This is a genomic window from Luteimonas deserti, from assembly GCF_013425765.1.
Classification (GTDB): domain Bacteria; phylum Pseudomonadota; class Gammaproteobacteria; order Xanthomonadales; family Xanthomonadaceae; genus Luteimonas; species Luteimonas deserti.
Genome location: NZ_JACCJZ010000020.1, coordinates 776,048 through 798,448, shown reverse-complemented (window position 1 = coordinate 798,448; position 22,401 = coordinate 776,048). Strand labels below are relative to the sequence as shown.

Genomic DNA, 22,401 nt, shown 5'->3' with positions numbered 1-22,401 from the left:
TCATCCGATCTTGATCAGCGGCGCCGAGAGCTGCGCCAGTCCCTGACCCTGCAGGTTCAGCACCGGTGCCTTGACCGTCGCCGTGGCGCCGCCCTCGGCGGTGAGCATCGCGTCGGACTTGAGGGTCATCGTCGCGCCGGCCTTGACCTCCATCGTCGCCCCCGCCTTGATCTTGACCTGCACGCCGCCTTCCGCCGCGATCGACTGCTGGCCCTCGATGACGATGTTCATACCCTTGATCCGGATGTCGCCGTTGCTCTTCATGACGATGCTCGACTGGCCGGTGACCAGTTCGATCTCGCTGCCGGCGTCGAGCTTGAACTTGCTGCCGATTCGGGTCGTGCCGTTGTTCCCGACCTCCAGCGCATCGTCGTTGCCGACCTTGTGCGCACGGTCACGGCCCACCTTGCCGGTCTGGTCGTTCCTGACCTCGCCGATCTGGTCGTGCTCGATCAGCACGTGATGGTCGTTCTCCACTTCCTCGCGCAGATCCTTCTGGGCGTGGAAGAACAGCTCCTCGCTGCCCTTCTTGTCCTCGAAGCGGATCTCGTTGAAGTCCGCCGCGCCGCCGCTTTCGCTGCGGCTGCGGATGCCACTGCGGGTCTTCTCGGCGGGCAGCGGATACGGCGGCGCGTGGTCGCCGTTGTAGACGCTGCCCACGATCAGCGGCCGGTCCGGATCGCCTTCGAGGAAACTCACCACGACTTCCTGGCCGACCCGCGGTATATGCACCATGCCCCACTGTTTGCCGGCCCACGGGGATGCCACGCGGACCGGGCAGGACTGCACCTGGTCGCGCTCGTCGCCTTTCGCGCTGGCCGCCCAATGGAACTTCACGTGCACCCGGCCGTGCTGGTCGACCACGATGGCCTCGTCCTCTCCCGCCCCGCCGGCATCGCAGACGGTCGCGGTCTGCAATCCTGCGATCAGCGGGCGCGGCGTCGTCTGCGGACTGCGGAACGGGAGGCGGCTGTCGATCGCTTCGAACGTGCAGGTCCACGGCGGCGTTCCGGCCTCGTCTCCGGATGCGGGGCCGGCAACGGTGAGCTCGTATTGCGCGGCGGTGACCAGATAGCCCTGGTCGAACCGGCGGCCCGGGGAGCCCCGAAGATCGAACAGGGCGCCGGCCGCGATGCCGTAAACGTCGCTGCAGGCCGTGTAGCGGGCTCGCGCGGCGCTGCGCGCTTCCAGTTGGACTTGCGCCAGGCGCCGGTGCTCGCCGGCACTGGTCTGCGCGCCTGCGAAGTCGAACAGCTCCAGCGCGTCCACCCCGTGCAGCCCCGACGCCGCCACCGCATCGCCGCGACCTTCGAGCGACGCACGCGGCTGCAGGGGATCGAAGTCGGTCAGACGTGCCGCGGTCGCGTGCACCGCATGCGCCGGGCGCCATTCGGCGACGCCGGTGGCGGCGCGGTCGCGCTGTAGCGCACCGTCGATCCAGCCCACCGCGCGGCCGCTGCGCAATCCGGCGTGGGCCCCGATGCCGTCTGCCAGCACCATCACATGACGCTGGTCCTCGTGCTCGAACCAGTAGTACAGGCCTTCCTGCTCCATCAGCCGGCTGATGAACGCGAAATCGTCCTCGCGGTACTGGACGCAGGTTTCCCGCACCGGCAACCGGCCCGTGGTACTGGTGCGCACGTCCGAATAGCCGATGTCCGCGAGGACCTTGCGTACGATGTCCACCGCATCCCGATTGGCGAACACGCGGCTGTGGCTGCGCTGGGTCAGCAGCCAGGGCTTCGGCGCGAGGACCAGCGCGTAGAGCGCATGGCGCACGTCGTCGATGACCGTGAACCCGTCCTGCGCAGCCTCGACGACGATGCCGTGGAACCAGCGCTCGAAGCCGTCGGGCATGGCCATGTGCACCCGCATCGGCGTGCCCAGCATCGCCACCAGATCGAGCTTGGGATCGCGCGACGCGACACGCAGCCGAAAGTCGAAGAGCGCGCCGAGCCGCTCGCTGCCCCGCATCGACACCAGCCGCAAGGTGTCGCCGTGGTCGGACAAGAGGACGAAATTGCGCGTATCGCGAGCCACGGGGTGTATGTGCCCTCAGCCGGCGCGGCGCGCAGTGACGACCCAGCCCTGCACCGGCGCCCCGCTCTCGTTGCGCAGCGCCTGGGACTGGATGTCGATGTCGGTGAAGCCAGCCGTCATGAGCGCCGCCGCCACATGCGCGCGTCCGTGCCGGTAGCGTCCGCTGGGCCCGAGATCGAACAGCACCTCGTCGTGTGCCTCGACCGAGAAACCGAAGCGGCCGCCGGCCCGAAGCGCTGCGAACGCAGCCGCGCAGACCCGGTGCAGATCGCCGAAATAGACCAGCGTGTCGGCCGATGCCACCAGGTCGAACGCACCGGGCGAGACTTCGAGATGCGCGGTGAGCTCGGCTTCGACGAGGGCGTCATAGCCGCCGCGCCGTCGCGCCTGGGCCAACATGCCGGGCGAGAGATCGACGCCTTCGAGGCGTCGCGCCCAGGGCCGCAGCAGCGGCGCGCAGAGGCCGGTGCCGCATCCCGCGTCGAGCACGTCGAGATCCGTGCGGCCCTGCAGGGCGTGGCCCAGCGCCGTGCACAGCAGCTGCGGTGCGCGATAGTCGAGGTTGTGCAACAGCTGCTCGTCGAAGCTGGAGGCGAATGCGTCGAACAGCTGGCGCACGTAGGTGTCGCCCGCGCGATCGGGAATGGGCGCGCCCCCGCACGCGGCCAGCATGTGCCGGGCCAGCGCGGACTCCGGATCGCGGGCCAGCCAGTCGGCATAGACCCGGCGCGCCTGGTCATGTTCGCCGAGCATGTAGAGCACGCTGCCCAGCGCCGCCAAGGCGCGCAGGTTGCCCGGGTCGAGTTCGAAGGCGCGGCGCAGGCAGGCGACGGCCTGCTGCGCATGCGCGGGCTCCCTGGCGTGGTCGCGCAGGAACAGTCCGAGCAGATGGAAGCCGTGCGCGTACCCGGGCGCCGCGCTGATCAGCAACCCGTAGGCATTGAAGGCGTCGTCGAGGCGTCCCTGCAGTTCCAGCGCCACCGCCAGGTTGCCCAGTGCGTGCACATGGGCGGGCTGCAGGACGAGCGCACGGCGATAACAGCCTTCCGCCGCCACCGCGTCGCCGCGCTCCTTGTGGATGTTGCCGAGGTTGTTGTGGATGTCGGCGTGCCGTGGCGCCCGCTGCAGGGCCTGGCCGATCAGGCCGATGGCGGCCTCGCTGTCGCCTTGCTGGTGACGCAGGACGCCGAGGAAATGCAGCGCGTCCGGCTGCCCGGCATCCATCGCGAGCACCTCGAGATAGTCCGCCTCGGCAGCGGCGGCGTCCTGCGCGCGATGGGACTCGAGTGCGCGTTGCAGGCGTTGCGCGACGTCCGCGGGGGCATGGGCGGCGATGTGCGCAGCCGAGGCGTTCATCCGTAGAGCACCGTCGGCAGGCCGGCGACGATCACGCCGCCGTGGGCCGTGGCCGAGGTCAGGCGGGCGGCCGGCTGGCCCATGATCAGAATGTTCGGCACCCCGACGACGATGGTGTCGGGCGGCCCCACGCAGACGCAGCTGTCGCCCACGCGTGCCGCGGGCAGGTTGCCGACCAGCACGGTCGGCGCACCGGGCGCGAGGATCGGGCCGCCGACGTGCGGCACCACGCCGGTGACCATCGGACAGGCATGCATGTCGGTGAGGCGGGCGGCAGGCAACATGCTGGCGAACTCGACGGGACCGACCCGGATGGTCGCGAGGACCTCGCGCCGTCGCCCGACGATTCGTCTCAGAACCCGGCGCATCCTCGCGCCGCGGGCGTCCGGCGCGCCTCGACGTGCGCGCCGACGCGAGATTCCGCCCCGTCGGAAGTCCGGCGACCCCGGCCGGATCGTCGCGTGCCGAGCGTGGCCCCTTCAGCCGAGCTCGCGGCGCAGCCAGGCCCTGGCGATGCGCCATTCGCGCTGCACGGTGGCCGTCGAGAGCTCGAGCAGCGCGGCGATCTCCTCCTCGGTGAGCCCGACGAAGAACTTCAGTTCCACGATGCGCGCCTGGCGCGGATCGATGGCATCAAGTTCGTCGAGCACGCGGCCCAGCTCCTCGGGCTCGGCGCCCCCGCCCAGCGAGTCCACGATCTCCGTCAGCGCGATCCGGTCCTCGGCCGCGGGCCGCTTGCTCGCGTTGCGCCGGCGGGCGGCATCGATGAGGACCTGGCGCATGACCCGGGCCGACATCCCGAGCAGGTGCCGCCGGTCCTCGATCTTCGGCATCGACGCCCCGCCGAACAGCCGAAGGAAGCCCTCGCTCACGAGTTCCGTGGCGCTGAGCGTCCTGGGCTGGTACTCGCCGCCGAGTTGCTGGCGCGCGACCTGGCGCAACGCGGCGTACATCTGGCGCATGACCTGCTCCATCGCGTGCGCATCGCCTGCCGCTGCCGCATGCAGCCACGTCGTGACGTCGTCGTCGGCCGCCCCGCCCCGCATCTCGGCGACGTGGCGGGCTTCTCCGGTGCGGTCAGTCGTCATTCTGTCCCTGCAGGGCGCGTCGCGCCGTTTCGCGGATGCCGAGCATGCTGGCGTTGAGTGTCGCGACGTCGAGCTGGAGGACCGGGTCGAGATGCCGCGAGCGTACCCGCGCCATGCCGGCCTCGTCCCCCAGCGCGAACAGCGTGGCGTAGAGCCCGGACGCACTTTCGATCGTATGCGCATCGAGCGGCCCGTTCATCGCGTCGCGCTGTGCGAGCGACCGGGCGTAGGCGTCGCGTGCAAGCCGCAGGCGACCGGCCGAGTACTGCGCCGCGCCGATCAATTCCCACGTGGCGGACACGAGGCGATGATCGGGGACGGTCCGCTCGAAGCGCCGCAACGTTTCCTGCGCGGTCGCGATCGCTTCCTCGTTTCGTCCCAGCTTGCGCTGCAGGTTCGCCAGGCCACCGAGCGAGAAGATGGTGTCCAGATGGTCCGGCCCGAGGAGGCGCTGTCGGGCCCGCCACACCTCGGTATGCAGCTGCAGCGCCTGGCGCGTCTTGTCCGGATCGGCCTGCTTGCCGAGCAGGCGCACCAGATCGCTCTGGCTGGCGAGCGTCTGCGGATGGTCCGCGCCCAGGACGCGCACCTGCCTCGCCAGCAGCTCGCGCATGAAGCGCTCGGTCTGCGAGAACGCAGGCTCGGCCTGTGCGAGCCGGACGCGGTTCGCGCCTTCCAGCGCGAGCGCCATCAGCGTATCGGGATGGTCGCGCCCGAGCCGGCGCTCGCGTTCCAGCACCACCGCATGCGCCTGGCGCTGGGATTCCTCGTACTCGTTGAGCGTGTTCGTGAGCTCGGCGAACGTCAGACGGGCGGTCAGCGTCTTGCGGTCGCCGGCACCGACACTGGCCTCGTAATGCGGCAGCAGCGCCGCCATGCGTTCCCGCGCCTCCTCCCGACGTCCGAGCCTGGACAGTGTCTGGACCTCGTCGCGGCGCAGCTCGAGCAGCGCGGCGTCGTGCGGGTCGAGTACCGTCGACCAGCGTCGGATCAGACCACTCTGCCGCTCCAGTGCCGCCTGGAGCTCGCCCCGTGCCGCCAGTGTGCGCGCCGCGCCGGCCTCGACCGCCAGGCGCAAGGCGTCGTCCGCGTCCAGACCCGGGAGACCCTCCGCCGCCATCGTGTAGCTGCGGTTCGCCCCGACGATGTCGCCGGCCTGCAGCCGGGCTGCGCCCAGGTCCACGAGCACCGATACGATCCGGGGATCACCCGGCGGCAGAACCCGTGTGCGCTTCTCGAGAACACGCTCGAGCTCGGTGATGGCCGACCCGTACTGGCCGATGCCCAGAAGCACGCGCGCCATCGAATGCCGCATGTCGGCCGCGAGCTGCGGAGTGTCGGCGAAATCGTCCTCCACCCGGGCGAGCGCATGCATGACGACGAAGCGGTCCAGCGCCTCGCGCGCGATGTCGGTTGCGGGCACCCGCGCCAGCGCGTCGTCCAGGCGTTGCACCGCACCGGGGTCGGGCCCGTTGCCGCTGGCGGCGGCCACGATGGCGTCGCGCTGCGCTTGCCACATCGCATGCCCCATCGCGTCGATGTCCACGCTCTCGAGCATGTCCTGCTGGAACGCGGTGATGCGCTCGAGCTGCTGCTGCCGCTGCTCGGCGAGATGCTGCTGCCCACGGGCGCTGGACAGTGCCGCCAGCGACACCGTGATACCGGCGGTCAGCGTCAGCGCGATCACGCCGCCGGCAGCCAGCGGCCAGCGGTTGCGCGACACGAACCGCCGGGCGCGATACCCCACATGGCTGCGCCGGGCGTCGATCGGGCGTCGCTGCAGGAAACGCACGACATCGGCGGCCAACGCCGAGACCGAGACATAGCGGGCGTCGGTCTCGCGGCGCATGGACTTCAGGACGATGGCATCGATATCGGCCGGAATGCGGGCGAGCCCCCCGCTTCCCTTCGCCTGCCGGCTGGGCGGGATCACCTCGCCGGCGACGATGGCGCGGGAGGCGTCGAACGACGAGCCGTGGTGTCCGAACGGCTGCTGGCCGCACACCAGCTGGTAGAGGACCACGCCGAGCGAATAGATGTCGGTCGCCACCGACAGGGGTTTCTGGGTGATCTGCTCGGGGCTGGCGTAGGCCACCGTCAGGGCGTGCTGTCCGAATTCGGTGGCCTCGACCGGCGTGCCGTCCCCGGTGTCGAGCAGCCTGGCGATTCCGAAGTCCAGCAGCTTCGTCCGCCCGTCGGGGGTCACGAGGATGTTGCCGGGCTTGAGGTCGCGGTGGATCACCAGGTGCCGATGGGCGTATTCGACCGCGGCGCAGACCTGCAGGAACAACTCCAGACGCTGACGCAGATCCGGGGAATGCTCGCGACACCAGCGGTCGATGTGCTCGCCCTCGACGTACTCGATCGCGAGGAACGGCTGTCCGTCGGCCAACAGCCCGCCGTCGACGAGCCGCGCGATGCCCGGATGTTCCAGACGCGCCAGCAACGCGCGCTCCCGCTGGAAGCGCTCGAGCATCGGCCGACTGTCGCCGACCGCGCGCCGGAGGAGTTTCAGCGCGACCCGCTGGACGAAGCCGTCCTGACAGCGCTCGGCCAGGTACACGACGCCCATTCCGCCGTGACCGATGCGCCGCACCACGCGGTAATCGCGCTCCGACGGCCCCGACAGCTGTTCGCCGTCCAGCTCGAGTGGTTCCTCCGGCTCCCATCGTATCGTAGGCAAGGTGGTTTCCGACGCGAGCGCCTTGCGCATCCAGGCCACTTCCGCCAGCAGCGCCGCGTCTCCGCTGCATTCTCGCGCCACGAACGCGGCGCGGTCCTCCGGCGGCAGCCCGTCGGCCGTGGCCACGATCTCTTTGGCCCGCAGATAGCGGGCGGTCCGGTCGTTCATCCTCGTCCCCTCGCCTGCACTGCGCGCCTTCCCTGACGGCTCCGCCCCGTTGCAGCGGGCCGGCCATCCTCTGCGCGCACTGGCGGCTCCCCAACCCGATATCGCGCGCCGATGATGCCAGAGGATGCGGTCACGTGAGCGTACTTCCGGGCCCTCGTGCGTCCCGGTTCCATATCTCGGGTTCCGGTGCAACGGTGACGCGGAATTCCGCCCGACGTGCCGCCGCGTTCACCGCGGGCTCGGCCACCAGCGGCACCTTTCCGGGACGTGCCCGTCCGGGAACGATCGCCGCGCAGTCAGCAACCGGGACTCCACAGGCGTCAGGATCGGCCTGGCCAGGCGCCGGAGATCAGCGAGTCGGCGCGTGCTATTTCAGGTCGACCAACGCGCTGCGCAGGGTGCCGATGGAGCCGGTGCGGAAGTAGGCGTTGTTGGCCACGCACAGCATGTGGTTCGGCATGCAGGGCTCCATGACGATGCTGCCCAGGTCGTCCCTGCCGAACTTGTGCGTCTCGGCGAAACGCAGGTTGACCAGCCGCCCGTGGGCGCGCACGTAGCCGTCGTGGGTGCCGCGCGGCGGCATCTGGTCCTCAAGCATCTTGCACACCGCCCACATGTAGGCATCGCTCTTGCCGGGCGTCCCGACGTAGGCCCAGGTCTTGGACGCGGGCTGCCACTTGAGGATGGAGTTCTCGCATGCAACGCCCATGCGGGAATACGCCAGCGGCAGCGCCTTGAGCCGGATGTCGGCGTGCTTGCGCTTGAGTTTGGAGAGCACCTTCATGGTGTAGGAGTCTGGCTGGGTGCCCATGCGGTGGCGCAGGTTGCAGGAGATCATCTCCACGTTGCGCACCTTCCTGTTCTGCTTGCGCCACGCGACCACCGTGTCGAGGAAGCCGTCGGCGTCCATCGAGCAGAACTTGTAGGCATCGCCGTGCCCCCAGAACACCAGCGTCTCGGCCCCCGGCACCGCGACCGGCTGCGTACTGGTGATGTCGAAGGTCTGCGCGTCGTAGGTCTTGGCCAGCTCCTCCGCCCGCTTCTTGTGGTCTTGCTCCGCCCACAGCACCACGATGCCCATTGCCCGCTCCCCGATCCCGATCCATCCCCGCCCGACCTCCTGCGGGACGCGGATGCACGATGTGGCGCCGTGCATCGTGCCGGCGCATGTCCAACCGGCGGAATGCGCCGGAGGCGCGGGATGGTGGGGCGCAAGGGAAGCTGGCACCCGGCGTTCTGTCTCAGCGGGCGCAGGTTGCGAGCACACATGCACCCAGTTGCCTTCAAACTGCGCTCATCTGCCTAGGCCGCTCGCCAAGAGCGCCCTGTCAATGAACTAGGCGAACAGGCGCTTACCCCAAAAATTTCGAGCTGCGCGTCGGATTTGATGTGCAGGACATGCTGAACTAACCACGACGCTGCTTTTGCTTCCTGCCCGAACCTATAAGCCCAGTAATCCAGGCTCGTACGCTACCGCTCCCCAGGCAAAAATTACAGCCCGGATCTGACATCGCAAGCCGTGGAACGCAAGAACTGATCGCGCCGCCCTTTTAAAGTCCGATCAGACACAACTTGCCGGCGCGTTGTGCCGCTGCAGTTCTCAAGACCGAAATAGGGGCAGCCCGCTGCTTCGCTATATGATTTTCATCAGTACGTCGAGTTGCTGCTCGCCTGGGCCATCTTCAACCAGCAGCATCTCGCGCTGCCATTCAAGCGCCTTGACAGTATTATCTCTTACAATCTTTGGCGAGAAATCGAAAGTTACAGAATGCATAATTTCATGGAGTAGACACCAGAGCTGAGCAGGCGCTTCGCAGCCGTCCACCATTTTGGCAATCTCCCCATGTATACGGTTGCGCTCGGCCGTGATATCGCCTCCAGACGAATCCTGAATGAAGATATTGCCAGCCATTTTCTTGTATGCATCCATTCGCGATCTATTATCTCCCCTGCAATCGTCACTAAAAGCTTCAGTGGATAGCTGCTTTATGTACTTCCTTACGTACCCCCGAACCACCTCGATAGCCTTGTTAGTATCGGCGCGATCAGGAACCAAATTATCCGGGGCACTGTTTATCTCGGTGACAAAGCGCTCGATCAATTTGTTATCGTTCTTGGGAAGCCGTTTTATTCCAGAAGCCTCCATTCGCCTCCGCACAATCCTGGCAACAGCGCTTACGCTTCTGCCATGGTCAATGAACAGCTTGCCCACCACTCGCTCGATTGCCGGTTTAAGCACCTCGTCATAATGTAGAATGTGACGCCGGTCCTCGACATGCCCCTTCGCCTTGTTCTGATTGACCGCAATTTTTGTTGCTCGGGAGCCAAACGGCGAGCGACCTACTATTTCGAATCGATTGTTATCGAATTTAATCTGAAATTTTTTCTTCTGGGCCTTTTTTGGCTTACCAATCCGCGCCATAATTCCTCCAATTTATTCCGCCGAACATTAATCGCAGCGCTGTCAGGACCAATGCGATCAGAGTAATTTACGAAGCAAGAAGGCCTGAAAAGTTGCGCTGACTCCACTGTTCCACCGATCCCGTTTTCCAAAGTGAACCTGACCCATGTTGGAATTCTCCCGGGCAGGAAGTGCGGTATGGACGGTGGAGGGTGGTCGTCGGGGGCGGGTGTTCAGGCCGTCAGCGGCAGCAGGACGATGTACTTGTCACCGTTGAAGTCGAACGGCGTGTTCGCCGGTTGCTTGGTGTAGCCCGTGGCGGCCCACTTGACCTGCAACGGTGGCGCGTTCTTGACGGTCTCGAACTGGATAGCCGTGGCGCCGTACACTTCGCGACCGCAACTGGCCCGGATCGAGTGAGCGTCGTCGCTGTTCTCGTGCGTCTTAGACTTGTCGCAGAACACGATCATGCCGGCATCGTCCTTCACCGAGGCCTCGGGGCCCAGGTGGTAACGGACGAAACGCAGCGCACCGAAGATATTCTTCAATGGGATGCTCGCCATGCCAACCTCGGGGTACGCGTTGCTGCCCTGCGCCGCGCCGGTGTCGAACACCGGCCCGATCTGCAGGAACAAGTACAGGTAGGTCTCCGAAACCGGCAGGTCGAGCTGCACGACAGTGCTGGTCTTCACGCTCTTGCAGTTGACCTTGCGCGTGCCGAGGTAGCCGCTCAGCTTGTTCACCGCCCCGCCAGATAGATCGATCTTCGGATAGACGACGAAGCCCTGCCAGTCACCGGTGCCAACGCTCACCACGTTGTAGAGGCAGTTGTCGGTCTGCCCCTTGCGGAACCACATGTAGCTGCGCGGGCCTTCATCACTGAACGGATGCCAGTCTTCGCGCAGCGACTTCAAGCGTGCATAGCCCTCGCTGTTGGACTTGGTCACAAAGCCGTTGGCTGCGACGACGTCGCTGTACTGCCGGCTGTCGCAACGCCACTTGTACCGGATCGGAATGCGCTTGATAGCGATCCCGCCGGGCGACTTGGGGGCGTCTTCGTCGTCGTTGCCTGCCCAGAGCATGTGGCTCATGATCAGCGCGTTCGACGAGTCACCCGCGAGGATGTGCTCCTTGGTGGCCGGAACGCGGTCGAACCCGATCGTCAGCAGCACGTAGAGCAGCTGTTTGAAGACCTTCGCGTCGACGGTGTCGTAGGCGTACTTCTGCTCGATATCGCCCCCGTTCTTGAAGAAGAACGAGTTGCCGATGTCAACGACCAGGCGACGGTCGGGGTCGGTGTGGGGCTTGGAGCCCACAGCGCCGGCCGCTTCGTTGAAGAAGTACTGCAGCCAGCCGCTACGATTGAATTCGCCGGTCGTAAACTGTCCGATCGCGGCTTTGCAGTCACCGACCGACAGAGCGTTGCACAGGCGCGAGAGCAGCGTCTTACAGTCGGCTTGCTTGGCCCCGGCCGCGACGAGCTTCTGGAGATCGCCGCGCTGCTTGAAGTCGCAGGTCCACCATTCAATGGCGGCCGAGGCGCCCCAAGTGAAGTTGTCCTGGAGCAGGCCGGCCTTGAACACCGTCACGTCGGCGGTGGCCAGCGACGGGACGAGCACCTTGGCGCGTTCGAATTGCGTGGCGTCCATGATGGTTGCTCAGAACGTGTAGCTGAAGTTGCCGCCCGCCGTGCTTACCGTCACCCGCTCGATCGGCTTGCCTTCCATCATCCGCGTCAGGAACTCCCGGCTGATCTCCGGCAGCATCGTGTTGGTCAGGATCGCGTCGATCATGCGGCCGCCCGATTCGCTCTCGGTGCAGCGGCTCACCACCAGCTGCACGACAGCGTCGTCGTAGTCGAACGGGATCTTGTAGCGAGCTTCCACGCGCTTCTTGATGCGGTTCAGCTGCAGGCGGACGATCTTGCCGAGCATGTCGTCGGACAGCGGGTAGTAGGGGATCGTCACCAGGCGCCCGAGCAGCGCCGGCGGGAAGATCTTGAGCAGCGGATCGCGCAGCGCCTTGGCCATGCCCTCGGGGTCGGGCATCAGCTCCGGGTCCTTGCAGAGGCTTGCGATGAGGTCGGTGCCGGCGTTGGTGGTGAGCAGGATGAGCGTGTTGCGGAAGTCGATGCTGCGACCCTCGCCGTCCTCCATGACGCCCTTGTCGAACACCTGGAAGAACAGCTCGTGCACGTCGGGGTGGGCCTTCTCGACTTCGTCGAGCAGCACCACGGAATACGGCTTGCGGCGCACCGCCTCGGTCAGCACGCCGCCCTCGCCGTAGCCGACGTAGCCCGGGGGCGCGCCCTTGAGCGAGGACACGGTGTGCGCCTCCTGGTACTCGCTCATGTTGATGGTGATGAGGTTCTGCTCGCCGCCGTAGAGCGCCTCGGCCAGCGCGAGCGCGGTCTCGGTTTTGCCCACGCCCGAGGTGCCGGCGAGCATGAAGACGCCGATCGGCTTGGACGGGTTGTCGATGCCGGCGCGGCTGGTCTGGATGCGCTTGGCGATCATCTCCATCGCGTGGTCCTGGCCGATCACGCGCTGCGCGAGCAGCTCGGGCAGGCGCAGCACGGTCTCGATCTCGTTGCGCGCCATGCGCCCGACGGGGATGCCGGTCCAGTCGCCCACCACGGCCGCGACCGACTGGTAGTCCACGGTCGGGAGGATCAACGGCGTCTCGCCCTGCAGCGAGGCGAGCTCTCCCTGCACCTTGCGCAGGCGCTCCAGCAGTTCTTCGCGCTCGTCCGCGTCCGGCTGCGGCGCCTGTTCCTCCGCTTCCGCATTCGCAGCGGCTTCGAGTTCGCTGCCGGTACGTTCGACCGGCGAGGCCCCACTGCGCAGCCGGCTGCGCAGTGCCAGCAGTTCGTCCACCAGGCGACGCTCCGCCTCCCAGCGTGCCTGCAGGACCTCCAGCCGCGCGGTTTCGCCCTCGAGCGCATCACGGCAAGCCGTTTCGCGTTCGACCACCGGAATACCGATCGCCTGTTCGCGCGCGATGATCGCGAGTTCGGTCTGCAGCGACTCGATCCGTCGCCGGCAGTCGTCGACCTCGGCGGGCACCGCATGCAGGCTCACGGCGACACGTGCGCAGGCGGTGTCGAGCAGGCTCACCGACTTGTCCGGCAATTGCCGGGCCGGGATGTAGCGATGGCTGAGCTTGACCGCAGCCTCCAGCGCCTCGTCGAGAATCTGCACCTTGTGGTGCGCTTCCATCGTGCTCGCGACGCCACGCATCATCAGCACGGCCTTGGCCTCGTCCGGCTCGTCCACCTGGATCGACTGGAAGCGCCGCGTCAGCGCCGGGTCCTTCTCGATGTGTTTCTTGTATTCGGCGAAGGTGGTGGCGCCGATGGTGCGCAGCGTGCCGCGCGCGAGCGCGGGCTTGAGCAGGTTGGCCGCGTCTCCCGTGCCCGCCGCCCCCCCGGCGCCGACCAGGGTGTGGGTTTCGTCGACGAACAGGATGATCGGTCTCGGGCTGGCCTGGACCTCGTCGATCACCGCGCGCAGACGCTGCTCGAACTCGCCCTTCATGCTGGCGCCGGCCTGCAGCAGGCCGACGTCGAGCGTGCGCAGTTCCACGTCCTTCAGCGCCGGCGGCACGTCGCCACGGGCGATCCGCTGGGCGAAGCCCTCGACGACCGCGGTCTTGCCCACGCCGGCCTCGCCGATGAGGATCGGGTTGTTCTGGCGGCGGCGCATCAGGATGTCGACGACCTGGCGGATCTCGTCGTCACGACCGATGATCGGGTCGAGCTTGCCGCTTCGCGCCTGCTCGGTCAGGTCGGTGGTGAATTTCTTCAAGGCCTCCTGCTTGCCCATCGCCGCCGGTGCGATCGCGCCGCTGGCCTCGCCCGGCACGCCGCCGATGTCGAATCCGTCACTCGCGCGCTGGCCGGTCTCCGGAGAATCGCCGACGATCGCATCGAATCCGTCGGACAGCGCCTCGGGCTTCAGCTTGCCGAACTCCGGCGAGATCGCCTGCAGCGCATTGCGCAGCTGCGGCGTGCGCAATGCGCCGACGACGAGATATCCGCTGCGCACCTGCGCCTCGCCGAACATCAGCGTCGCGAACACCCACGCGCGCTCGACGGCCTCCTCGACGGTGGAAGACAGATCGGAGATCGCGGTGGCGCCACGCGGCAGCCGGTCGAGCGCAGCGGTGACGTCCCGCGCGAGTCTCGACGGCTCCACACCGAAATGACGGACGATGCGATGCAGGTCCGAGTCGTCGAGCTGCAGCAACTGGTGGACCCAGTGCACGAGTTCCACGTAGGGATTCCCGCGCAGCTTGCAGAACACGGTTGCGCTTTCGATCGCGCGGTACGTGGTGGGGTTGAGCTTCCCGAACAGCGCGCTGCGGCTGATCTCGGCCATGGCGGTCTCCTAGTGTCGTGTGTGTGGACGCGGGCGCACGATCACGTCGCCGGCGTCTTCGAGGTCCCAGGCCCGGCGCCCGAGCCAGCTGTCCAGGCCCAGGCGGCCCGCCAGACCCAGGCGCATCGCGGGGACGTCGCCGGCGCGGAGCACCAGCTGGACGTCCCAGGCCTGTCCGTCGCCGACGTAACCGCGGACCAGCGATCCCAGCTCGTCCAGTGCGGCTCCTCCCGGCAGGAAGGCCCGGAAGCGCGCCGCATCCAGGGGGCCGAGGCGCACCCGGAAACGGTGCTGCGCGCCGCGTACGTGGGCACCGATCACCGCGGTCGTGCCGAGACCCGACACATGCCTGCGACCGAGGCGCAGCCGCGACTCGTCCGGAAGGGACATCCATTCGGCGATGAATCCGACGATGTCCACCGGCACGTCGAAGGCCAGCTGCAGCAGGTCGCGCAATCCTTCGGGGTTGCGCACCTGCGACAGCAGGCGTCCCGCGACGTGCCGCAACGCGTGACCGACGACCGGATCGTCGCCGGCGCGCATCGGGCGCAGCCCGGCCAGGGCCCCGAGCTGACGCGAGAACCGGTCGTCGCCGCAGCGCTCGGCCTGTATGGCGGGCTGGGCGTCGGCCCAGGCGCGATAGAACAGCGACAGGATGCGATGGTGGAACACGTCGGCGAACGCGGCGAACGTCGTGTCGCGCGCGTTCTGCGCCCGCTCGATCGCGTATTCCGTCAGGTGCAGGGGCAACGCACCGTTCGGGCCGAACAGGCCGAGCACCGGCGTGTCGAGGACCGCCGGGGCGTCGGCGGTGCCGGGGGTGTAGGTCGAGACGTCGCCGGCGGCGAATGCCAGCGATGGGGGCTGGCGCAGACGCACCGCGTCCTCGGCCGGTCTGGATGAGAGCCCCAGGCCGGGGCGCCCGGGATGTGCACGCTCGAGCAGCCGCAATGCCGCGAACAGCTCGAAGCCGTGCGGGTTCTGGACGAGGGCCGCGTCCGATCCGGCAGCTGCGACCGCTCCCGCCCCGTCAGGCGGCGAAGCCAACGCGGCGCCCACGCGTGGCGGCGGGCGGGTCATGCGACCTGCCGCAGACCGGGCCGCGCCGGCCAGCGCGCCACGTGCTGGCGCTCCAGCGTGCGCAGCACGGTTTCGGTGAAGCCGTTGATCGACGCGTAGCGCGCGAAGAAATGCTGGAGCACCGCGCCGATCAGGTAGGCCCCGGTGCCTTCGAACGCACCGTCGTCGCAGGTCAGGGTGATCTCCAGCCCTCGACCGAAGGTGATCGGGCCGGGCACGGGCAGGCGCCGCACGATGGTCCTCGATGCGATCGACTTCACGCCCTCCACCTGGCGCAGTGCCGCCGCGTCGTTCGGGTCGCAATAGAGCGACAGCAGCTCACGCAGTGCGGCAGCGCCCGAGGCGGGATCGCCTTCGAACAGCGAGAGATAGTCGAACTGCAGGTGGCTGAGCAGGCGCCAGGCGGTCTCGCCGCCCGCCATCGCGGGTCGCGGCCGGGTGGGCCCGGCGACGCAGCGCGCCTGCGCGACGGGAACGCCGGCGTCGAGCTGGAAGTCGGTCGCGCTCTTGCCGACCGGCATGTGCAGCGGCAGGTCGCGGTTTCCGCACAGAAGCTGCAGCCCGACCTGGCGCAGCGGCGTGTCGAGCGCGCGTTCGCCCGCGTCCACCAGCGACAGGAACACCTCGCTGCCCACGTAGCTCGATCGTGCGCCCTGCCGCCGCTGGCGTCCCGAGAGAAGCCGGGGCTCGCGGCGCAGCGTGTAGTACGCGCCTTCGCGCGCATGCCAGGTGCGGGTATCGCCGCCGTAGAACGGATGGAAGCGGACCTCGGGCTCCTGACGGTCGCCGAAGCCCTCGACGCGCGTTACCCCGAACACTTCGAAGTCCATCGGCCGTACGCGGTCGGCGACCACGTGGTATTCGGTGCTTTCCGGGCGCAGATGGATGCGGTCACCGGTCCGCGGGAACAGATTGATCGCAGGGGTGCAGAAGAGGCGGAGGTGGCTCGTGTCGAGTCCGCGCGCGAGCACCGGCACGCTGCGACGCATGAGCACGACGATCTCGAACGCCTGCCCGCGCATGCGCTGCAGCGCGGGCTTGAGGCCGTCGAACTCGGCGAAGAGAAACCGTTCCGGGCAGGCGAAGTACTCCTGCAGCAGACGGAAGCCACTGAAGCTGCGGCCATCGACCGGCAGCAGCGCATCGTCGTCGTCGAACCCGCGCGGCCGGATCGAATCGGAACCGAGCCAGACCTGCACCGGCGCCTGCGCGCCTTCGCCGCGCACCAGCACGGCCTCCGCATCGGCGAAGAGATGTTCGTAGAGACGCTTGGGGCGCTCGTCGTTTCCGGCGAGGAACACCGGCAGCGCGCCGATCGGCAATGTGGCCAGGTCGATTCCGCCGGTCGTGCGCAGCGAGAGCCGCAGTCCGCCCCGCACGTCGGCACCCTCGGGCGCGACGATGCCGGCCGCGGCCAATGCCGCAGGGGTTTCGAAGTAGGTCACGCCCGCCAGTTCCAGCGGCCAGAGCGTGGTCGCGTGCGCGGTCCGGAACTCGCAGGCGGTCCGCATGTCGGCACCCGGGATGGCGCGCAACGCGGTCCCACGCGGCACGGCGTGTCCGGTGGCCAGCGTGGCGGCCTTGGGATCGGGATGCAGCTGCACGACGGCCATCGACGGAATCGGCCGCAGGTACTGCGGATACAGCATCTCCATCAGATGCTGGGTGAACACCGGATACTGCGCATCCAGTTTCAGCTGCACGCGCGCGGCCAGGAAGGCGAATCCTTCGAGCAACCGCTCGACGTAGGGATCCGCGCACTCGAAGCCGTCGAGGCCGAGCCGGCCGGCGATCTTCGGATACTCGCGCGCGAACTCTGCGCCCATCTCGCGCACGAAGCCGAGCTCTCGGTTGTAGTAGCTCAACAGGCGCGGGTCCATACGCTCAGCCCCAGGCCTCGGACACATCGATGCGTCCGGTCTCCAGGTCCACCTCCGTCTTGAGGTAGAGATTCAGCGGGATCGGCTGGGCCCACATCTCGGACTGGATGTCGAACACCAGTGCGCGTCCATCCATGCGCCCACCGTCCACGCGCACCTGCACCCGCAGGGTGTCGGCGATCAGCCGCGGTTCGAACGCGAGGATCGCAGTGCGCAGCTCGCGCTCGAGCCGGGATGCATCCAGCCCGCTGCGGGCCACGCCGGTGAAGTCCGGCACGCCGTAGTTGAGCACCGAGTCCGCGACCCGGGGCGCGGCGTCCGGCAGCAGCCCGACGCCGCGATGGGTGCAATTGAGCAGCCAGGACAGGTCGCGGATCACGCACTCGCGCAGGCGCTGGGCCGAGATCACGCGCGCCTCGCGGCTCTCGTCGGTGCGTGCGGGGGCATCGTCGGTGAGACGGTCCAGCAGCGAAGGCTGCAGACGCTCCTGCGGCATGAGTTCGGCCACGGCCGGTCAGCCTGCGTCCGCTGCGTCGAACGTGACGACACGTATCTCGAGCAAAGGGTGGTCGCCGGCGTCGGTGGTGAACATGCGCTGGCCCTGCCCCGCCCAGGTGTCATCCGCGAGCGCCGTCCAGCCAGTGGCACGTCCCAGCCGCAGCCCCGGCTCGTCGAGGTGCTCGCTTCCCGGGTAGCGCACGGGAACATAGCCGTGCGCCTGACCTCCATTGCGCCAGGTCACCTCCACCGGTGCCCACAGCGTGTCGGCGAGGCTTGCGGGTGCGTCGAACGCGAGGCGTGCGATGCGCTCGAACGGTACCCACCCGTAGCCACCCTGCAACACGAGCTCGAGGCACGGCCCGAAACGCGGATCCGCATCGGCGAGCCAGGCGAACGCCTGCCCGTCGATCTGGCCCGACACGGCGGGCGCGGCCTCGAACGCATGGCTCCGCAGCGCCGCCGCCGCCGCGTGCTCGCCACGGCCATCCAGACGCAGGGCTTCGAGCACGGCGGCCAGCCAGTCGGCGGGCGCGCCGATCACCGTGGGCAGCGCTTCGCCGGCGAAGACCGCGGTCCGGGCCGCTTCGGCATCGATCAGTGCCTGCCACGTCGCGCACAGCAGTGCGTTGCCGGAGTCGAGCCGCATTGCGACATCGAGCTGGTCGCGCGCACGTGTCCACTGGCCACAGGCCGCGAACAGCTGGCACAGGAACAGCCGGGCCGACGCATCGGCGGGCGCCTGGCGCACCTGTGCGACCAGGGCCTGCAGCGCCGCCTCGGGCTGCCCATCGCGCAGCAGCTGCTCCGCCGGCGAGGGCGCGAGGCGGAATGCCGCGGTGTCGACGGAGGCCGTCATCGCCTGCTCCGTCAGGCCGCCGCGACGGCCTGGATGTCGTAGGTGAACTCCTTGACCGCGCCGTCGGACGAGCCGTCGGGCTTCTGGGGCTGGAAGCCGTACTTGAACTTGCCGAAGTGCAGGGTCACGTTTTCGGTCAGACGGTCCTCACCGCCCGAACCGCCGGTGGACACCGAGGTGACCATGACGCCGTTGCTCAGGTGGATGGTCACGTAGTCGGTCTGCTCGCCGGTGGCATTGGTGACGTAGAGCCACGCTTCCTCGATACGGGCGCCGGTGGCGGCCGCCTGCAGAAGTGCGTGCGAGGACGAGTCGACGTATTTGGTCAGCGACATGTCCTGGACGTGCGCCTTGCCGCCGGCACCCACGCTGGAGCTGTGCAGATCCGCCGAATTCGACAGCCCCCACGACCAGGCCAGGACCGGAATCTCGTCTTTGTGCTTCTTGTGGTCGGACGATCCGCCGATCGTGACCTTGCCCTTGCCGAACTTGATGTGCATGTCGAATGCCACGGCGACGCTCCTTTCGATGGTGTGCGGACTCGGCCCGCCTCAGGTGTGGATGTGCGGCCGGGCCGCACGCGGTTGGATCAGCCCGGAGTCAGCCCTTGGCCTCGGACGGCAGGCGGGAGACGAGTCGTAGCGAGACCGTCAGGCCCTCGAGCTGGTAGTGCGGCTTGAGGTAGAACTTGGAGGTGTAGTAACCGGGCGCGCCTTCGACCTCTTCGACCACGACCTCCGCGGCGGCCAGCGGCTTGCGGGCCTTGGCGTCTTCGCTGGAATTGGCCGGGTCGCCGTCGACGTACTGCAGAATCCAGTTCTGCAACCAGTTCTGGACCTGGTCCCGGCTCGAGAACGAGCCGATCTTGTCGCGCACGATGCACTTGAGGTAATGCGCGAAGCGGCTGCAGGCGAACATGTAGGGCAGCCGCGCGGCCAGTGCCGCATTCGCGGTCGCATCCGGGTCGTCGAACTCCTCCGGCTTGTTGAGCGACTGCGCGCTGATGAAGGCGGCCATGTCGGAATTCTTGCGATGCACCAGCGGCATCAGGCCGAGACGGTCGAGCTCGGCCGAGCGGCGATCGGTGATCGCGATCTCGGTCGGACACTTCATGTCCACGCCGCCGTCGTCGGTCGGGAAGGTGTGCGTCGGCAGGTTCTGCACGGCGCCGCCGGATTCGACACCCCGGATGCGCGAGCACCAGCCGTACTCCTTGAAGGAGCGGTTGATGTTCACCGCCATCGCATAGGCCGCGTTCTGCCAGGTGTACTTGCTCGAATCGGCGCCGGTGGCGTCCTCCTCGAAGTCGAATTCCTCCACCGGATCGGTCTTGGCGCCGTAGGGCAGACGCGCGAGCGTGCGCGGCATCGCCAGTGCGAGGTAGCGCGCGTCGTCCGACTCACGCAGGCTGCGCCACGCGGCGTAGTCGGGCGTGGACTGGATCTTCGCGAGATCGCGCGGGTTCGACAGCTCGTTCCAGCTCTCCATGCCGAGCAGGCCGGGGCCGGCGGCGGCGATGAAGGGCGCATGCGAGGCGGCCGAGACCTGGCCGATGCCGCGCAGCAGTTCCACGTCCGGTGGACTGTGGTCGAACTGGTAGTCGCCGACGAGACAGCCGTAGGGTTCGCCCCCGAGCTGGCCGTATTCCTCCTCGTAGACCTTCTTGAAGACCGGACTCTGGTCCCAGGCGGTGCCCTTGTAGCGCTTGAGGACCTTGCCGAGGTCCTTCTTGCTCACGTTGAGCACGCGGATCTTGAGTTGCTGGTCGGTCTCGGTGTTGTTGACCAGATAGTGCAGGCCACGCCAGGCGCTTTCCAGCTGCTGGAACTCGGGCGCGTGCATCACCAAGTTCAATTGTTCGCTGAGCTTGCGGTCGATCTCGGCGATGTAAGACTTGATCGTCTGCGACACGTCGTCGGAGACGATGTCGGTGCGGCTGAGCACCTGCTCGGCGAGCGTGCGCACCGCCGATTCGACCTCTTCTCGGGCGCGTTCGCTCTTGGGCTTGAATTCCTTGCCCAGAAGCGCGGCGAACTCGCCCGCTTCCAGGGTCTGCGCTTCCGGGGCAACGGCAAGCTGTTCGGTGGACATGGTCGTCGTTCCTTACTGGTCGTCGGCGGGCTTCGCCGCGGAGGTCAGCGCCTGCAGCAGCGCGGGGTCGCGGATCGCCTGGGCGATCAGGCTCTCGGCGCCGGCCTTGCCGTCCATGTAGGTGTCGAGGTTGGCGAGCTGGGTACGCGCCTCCAGCAGCTTGGCCAGTGGCGCGACCTTGCGCGCCACGGCCGCGGGCGAAAAGTCGTCCATGCTCTCGAACGTGATGTCCACCGACAGCTCGCCCTCGCCGGTCAGGGTGTTGGGCACCTTCGCCACCACGCGCGGCTTCATCGACTGCAGCCGGCTGTCGAAGTTGTCGACATCGATGGCGAGCGCCTTGCGGTCCTCGACCGGCGGCAACTCGGCGGCGTTGGCGCCGGACAGGTCGGAAAGCACGCCCATCACGAACGGGATCTGCACCTTCTTCTGCGCGCCGTAGACCTCGACGTCGTACTCGATCTGAACGCGTGGCGCGCGGTTGCGCGCGATGAATTTCTGGCTGTTCGCCATGGCTGGTCTCCGTGGGCCCTGTCCGGCCGGGGCAGCGTCCGAGCCGTCAGCGCAGGACGGCCCCCTCTTCCCGGCATCCGCATCGATCGCCGGGAAGCGCCGCGTCAGCAGCACCCCCGACACCCCGCTCTCCACATGTCTGCCGGTACCGGCGAGCCGGCCCGCATCCCCGTGTCCCGCGAACGGCCGGGCGATGCAGCCCGACCAGCGCAGCGGAGATTAGGAACGTGGGCCCGGGCCCACCCGACATTTCATCTCAACCGCCGATCACGCGGATCGTGAAGCACGCGTGATGGGATTCGTCGCTCTTCTGCGCATTGCTCCAGCAAAGGCGGTGGAACCGCCAAGGGCAAGGACTCAGGGGGAGTACGACATGGAACTGATCGGATATCCGGGCTCGGACGGTGCGGTGGCGGGCCCGGTGCGCGAGGCGATCGAAGGGGACCCCCGGGTCGCCCGCATTCTGCGCTGCATCGACGACCGCCTCGAAGACCCGGGCCTGGGCTGCACGCTGTTGCAGGCGGCCTTCCACGTCTCCCGGCCGACGCTCTACCGCATGTTCCAGCCATTGGGCGGGGTTTCCCGCTACATCCGGGAACGCCGGCTGCTGGCCGCCCGTCGCCGCCTCCGCGACGAACCCGATCGAAGCATCACCTGGCTGCTCTACGACCTGGGCTTCGAGTCGGAGCGGCAGTTCCAGCGTGCCTTCCACGCGCGCTTCGGCATGTCGCCGGCGCAGTGGCGCCTGCAGTCAAGGCGTCGGGAGCAGGCGCCCCTGCCGGTCTGACCCCACACGCGTGCCACCCACGCACCGGCCCCGAGTCCCGGTGCTGCGGACCGCCACGTCCGTCGGGCGCACTGCATCGGTCGCCGGGAAGCACACACCTCGAGGACGTCGCAGCAAAGGAACCGCAACCGGCGCGACCGCGACGCATGCAGAGGCGTGCCCCACGGTCGCAGGCAGGCCGCTCGCGGCGGACCGCCGGACGCAGTCATCGCACGCCCCGTGCGATGCGGCGGATGCGGGCGCGTTCCGGCGAATCATGCGCAGTACGGTCAGGCCGTGCAGCAAAGGTCCGATGCCGCGTCTACGAAAGCGCGGGCCCGCCTTGAACGCATACGGACGCACGAGCCGGCCTGCAGGAAGCGCGGTGGGCGTGCAGGACATGCGGTCCGGGGCACGCGACAGCCACCAACCCGCGCAAGCAAAAACGGACACCTCTCGCGAGTTGTCCGTCGTGCTCGAAAAGTGGCGTCCCCACGGGGATTCGAACCCCGGTGTCCACCGTGAAAGGGTGGTGTCCTAGGCCTCTAGACGATGGGGACGCAGAAACCTGCATCATTCTGACGATCGGCCTTTGATCG

At 67.9% G+C, this 22,401-nt stretch carries 17 protein-coding genes and 1 tRNA gene; 1 reads left to right on the top strand and 17 read right to left on the bottom strand.

All coding sequences use genetic code 11. The features are described 5' to 3' along the window. The 16 genes from H0E82_RS16275 to tssB all read right to left on the bottom strand — a co-directional run bounded on the left by H0E82_RS16275 (position 1) and on the right by tssB (position 21,036). Complete coding sequence (locus H0E82_RS16275; RefSeq protein ID WP_328797070.1) at positions 1–2,040, bottom strand: type VI secretion system Vgr family protein; 2,040 nt, start codon at positions 2,038–2,040, stop codon at positions 1–3. Between the two features lie 15 nt (positions 2,041–2,055). Further along, complete coding sequence (locus H0E82_RS16270) at positions 2,056–3,396, bottom strand: tetratricopeptide repeat protein (RefSeq protein ID WP_180546486.1); 1,341 nt, start codon at positions 3,394–3,396, stop codon at positions 2,056–2,058. Beyond that, entirely contained in the window at positions 3,393–3,680 is a 288-nt protein-coding gene (locus H0E82_RS16265; RefSeq protein ID WP_180546485.1) for a PAAR domain-containing protein, read from the bottom strand. Before H0E82_RS16265 ends, H0E82_RS16270 begins: the two co-directional genes overlap by 4 nt. Positions 3,681–3,875: 195 nt before the next feature. Beyond that, complete coding sequence (locus tag H0E82_RS16260) at positions 3,876–4,484, bottom strand: ECF-type sigma factor (RefSeq protein WP_235974344.1); 609 nt, start codon at positions 4,482–4,484, stop codon at positions 3,876–3,878. Then, positions 4,474–7,335 (bottom strand): serine/threonine-protein kinase, encoded by a 2,862-nt coding sequence (locus tag H0E82_RS16255; RefSeq protein ID WP_180546484.1) that lies wholly within the window; start codon positions 7,333–7,335, stop codon positions 4,474–4,476. The genes H0E82_RS16260 and H0E82_RS16255 overlap by 11 nt, the downstream gene beginning before the upstream one ends. A gap of 367 nt (positions 7,336–7,702) precedes the next feature. Then, entirely contained in the window at positions 7,703–8,416 is a 714-nt protein-coding gene (locus tag H0E82_RS16250; RefSeq protein WP_180546483.1) for a hypothetical protein, read from the bottom strand. Positions 8,417–8,968: 552 nt separating this feature from the next. After that, complete coding sequence (locus H0E82_RS16245) at positions 8,969–9,757, bottom strand: hypothetical protein (protein WP_180546482.1); 789 nt, start codon at positions 9,755–9,757, stop codon at positions 8,969–8,971. A gap of 212 nt (positions 9,758–9,969) precedes the next feature. Next, on the bottom strand, positions 9,970–11,385 hold the full coding sequence (locus H0E82_RS16240; protein WP_180546481.1) for a hypothetical protein: 1,416 nt from the start codon (positions 11,383–11,385) through the stop codon (positions 9,970–9,972). A 9-nt stretch (positions 11,386–11,394) separates the two neighbouring features. After that, a complete protein-coding gene (gene tssH, locus H0E82_RS16235; protein WP_180546480.1) occupies positions 11,395–14,115 on the bottom strand; it encodes a type VI secretion system ATPase TssH in 2,721 nt (906 codons plus the stop codon). A 9-nt stretch (positions 14,116–14,124) separates the two neighbouring features. Beyond that, positions 14,125–15,162 (bottom strand): type VI secretion system baseplate subunit TssG, encoded by a 1,038-nt coding sequence (gene tssG, locus H0E82_RS16230; protein ID WP_425600358.1) that lies wholly within the window; start codon positions 15,160–15,162, stop codon positions 14,125–14,127. 29 nt (positions 15,163–15,191) lie between these two features. Then, complete coding sequence (gene tssF / locus H0E82_RS16225) at positions 15,192–17,075, bottom strand: type VI secretion system baseplate subunit TssF (RefSeq protein ID WP_180546478.1); 1,884 nt, start codon at positions 17,073–17,075, stop codon at positions 15,192–15,194. Between the two features lie 4 nt (positions 17,076–17,079). Beyond that, complete coding sequence (tssE, locus tag H0E82_RS16220; RefSeq protein WP_180546477.1) at positions 17,080–17,583, bottom strand: type VI secretion system baseplate subunit TssE; 504 nt, start codon at positions 17,581–17,583, stop codon at positions 17,080–17,082. Between the two features lie 6 nt (positions 17,584–17,589). Next, positions 17,590–18,432, bottom strand: coding sequence for a type VI secretion system accessory protein TagJ (locus H0E82_RS16215; protein ID WP_180546476.1), 843 nt, complete (start codon positions 18,430–18,432; stop codon positions 17,590–17,592). An 11-nt stretch (positions 18,433–18,443) separates the two neighbouring features. Beyond that, the gene (locus H0E82_RS16210; protein WP_180546475.1) at positions 18,444–18,944 is read right to left on the bottom strand and encodes an Hcp family type VI secretion system effector; all 501 of its coding nucleotides are present in this window, start codon (positions 18,942–18,944) and stop codon (positions 18,444–18,446) included. 88 nt (positions 18,945–19,032) lie between these two features. Then, on the bottom strand, positions 19,033–20,523 hold the full coding sequence (gene tssC / locus H0E82_RS16205; protein ID WP_180546474.1) for a type VI secretion system contractile sheath large subunit: 1,491 nt from the start codon (positions 20,521–20,523) through the stop codon (positions 19,033–19,035). 12 nt (positions 20,524–20,535) lie between these two features. Continuing rightward, positions 20,536–21,036: a type VI secretion system contractile sheath small subunit gene (tssB, locus tag H0E82_RS16200; RefSeq protein WP_180546473.1), complete on the bottom strand. Its 501-nt coding sequence runs from the start codon at positions 21,034–21,036 to the stop codon at positions 20,536–20,538. 373 nt (positions 21,037–21,409) lie between these two features. Here tssB and H0E82_RS17110 point away from each other — a divergent pair, with 373 nt between their 5' ends. Continuing rightward, a complete protein-coding gene (locus H0E82_RS17110) occupies positions 21,410–21,823 on the top strand; it encodes a helix-turn-helix domain-containing protein (protein ID WP_180546472.1) in 414 nt (137 codons plus the stop codon). Between the two features lie 463 nt (positions 21,824–22,286). Here the strand turns inward: H0E82_RS17110 and H0E82_RS16190 are convergent. After that, positions 22,287–22,362, bottom strand: a tRNA-Glu gene (locus H0E82_RS16190). Between the last annotated feature and the right edge of the window lie 39 nt (positions 22,363–22,401).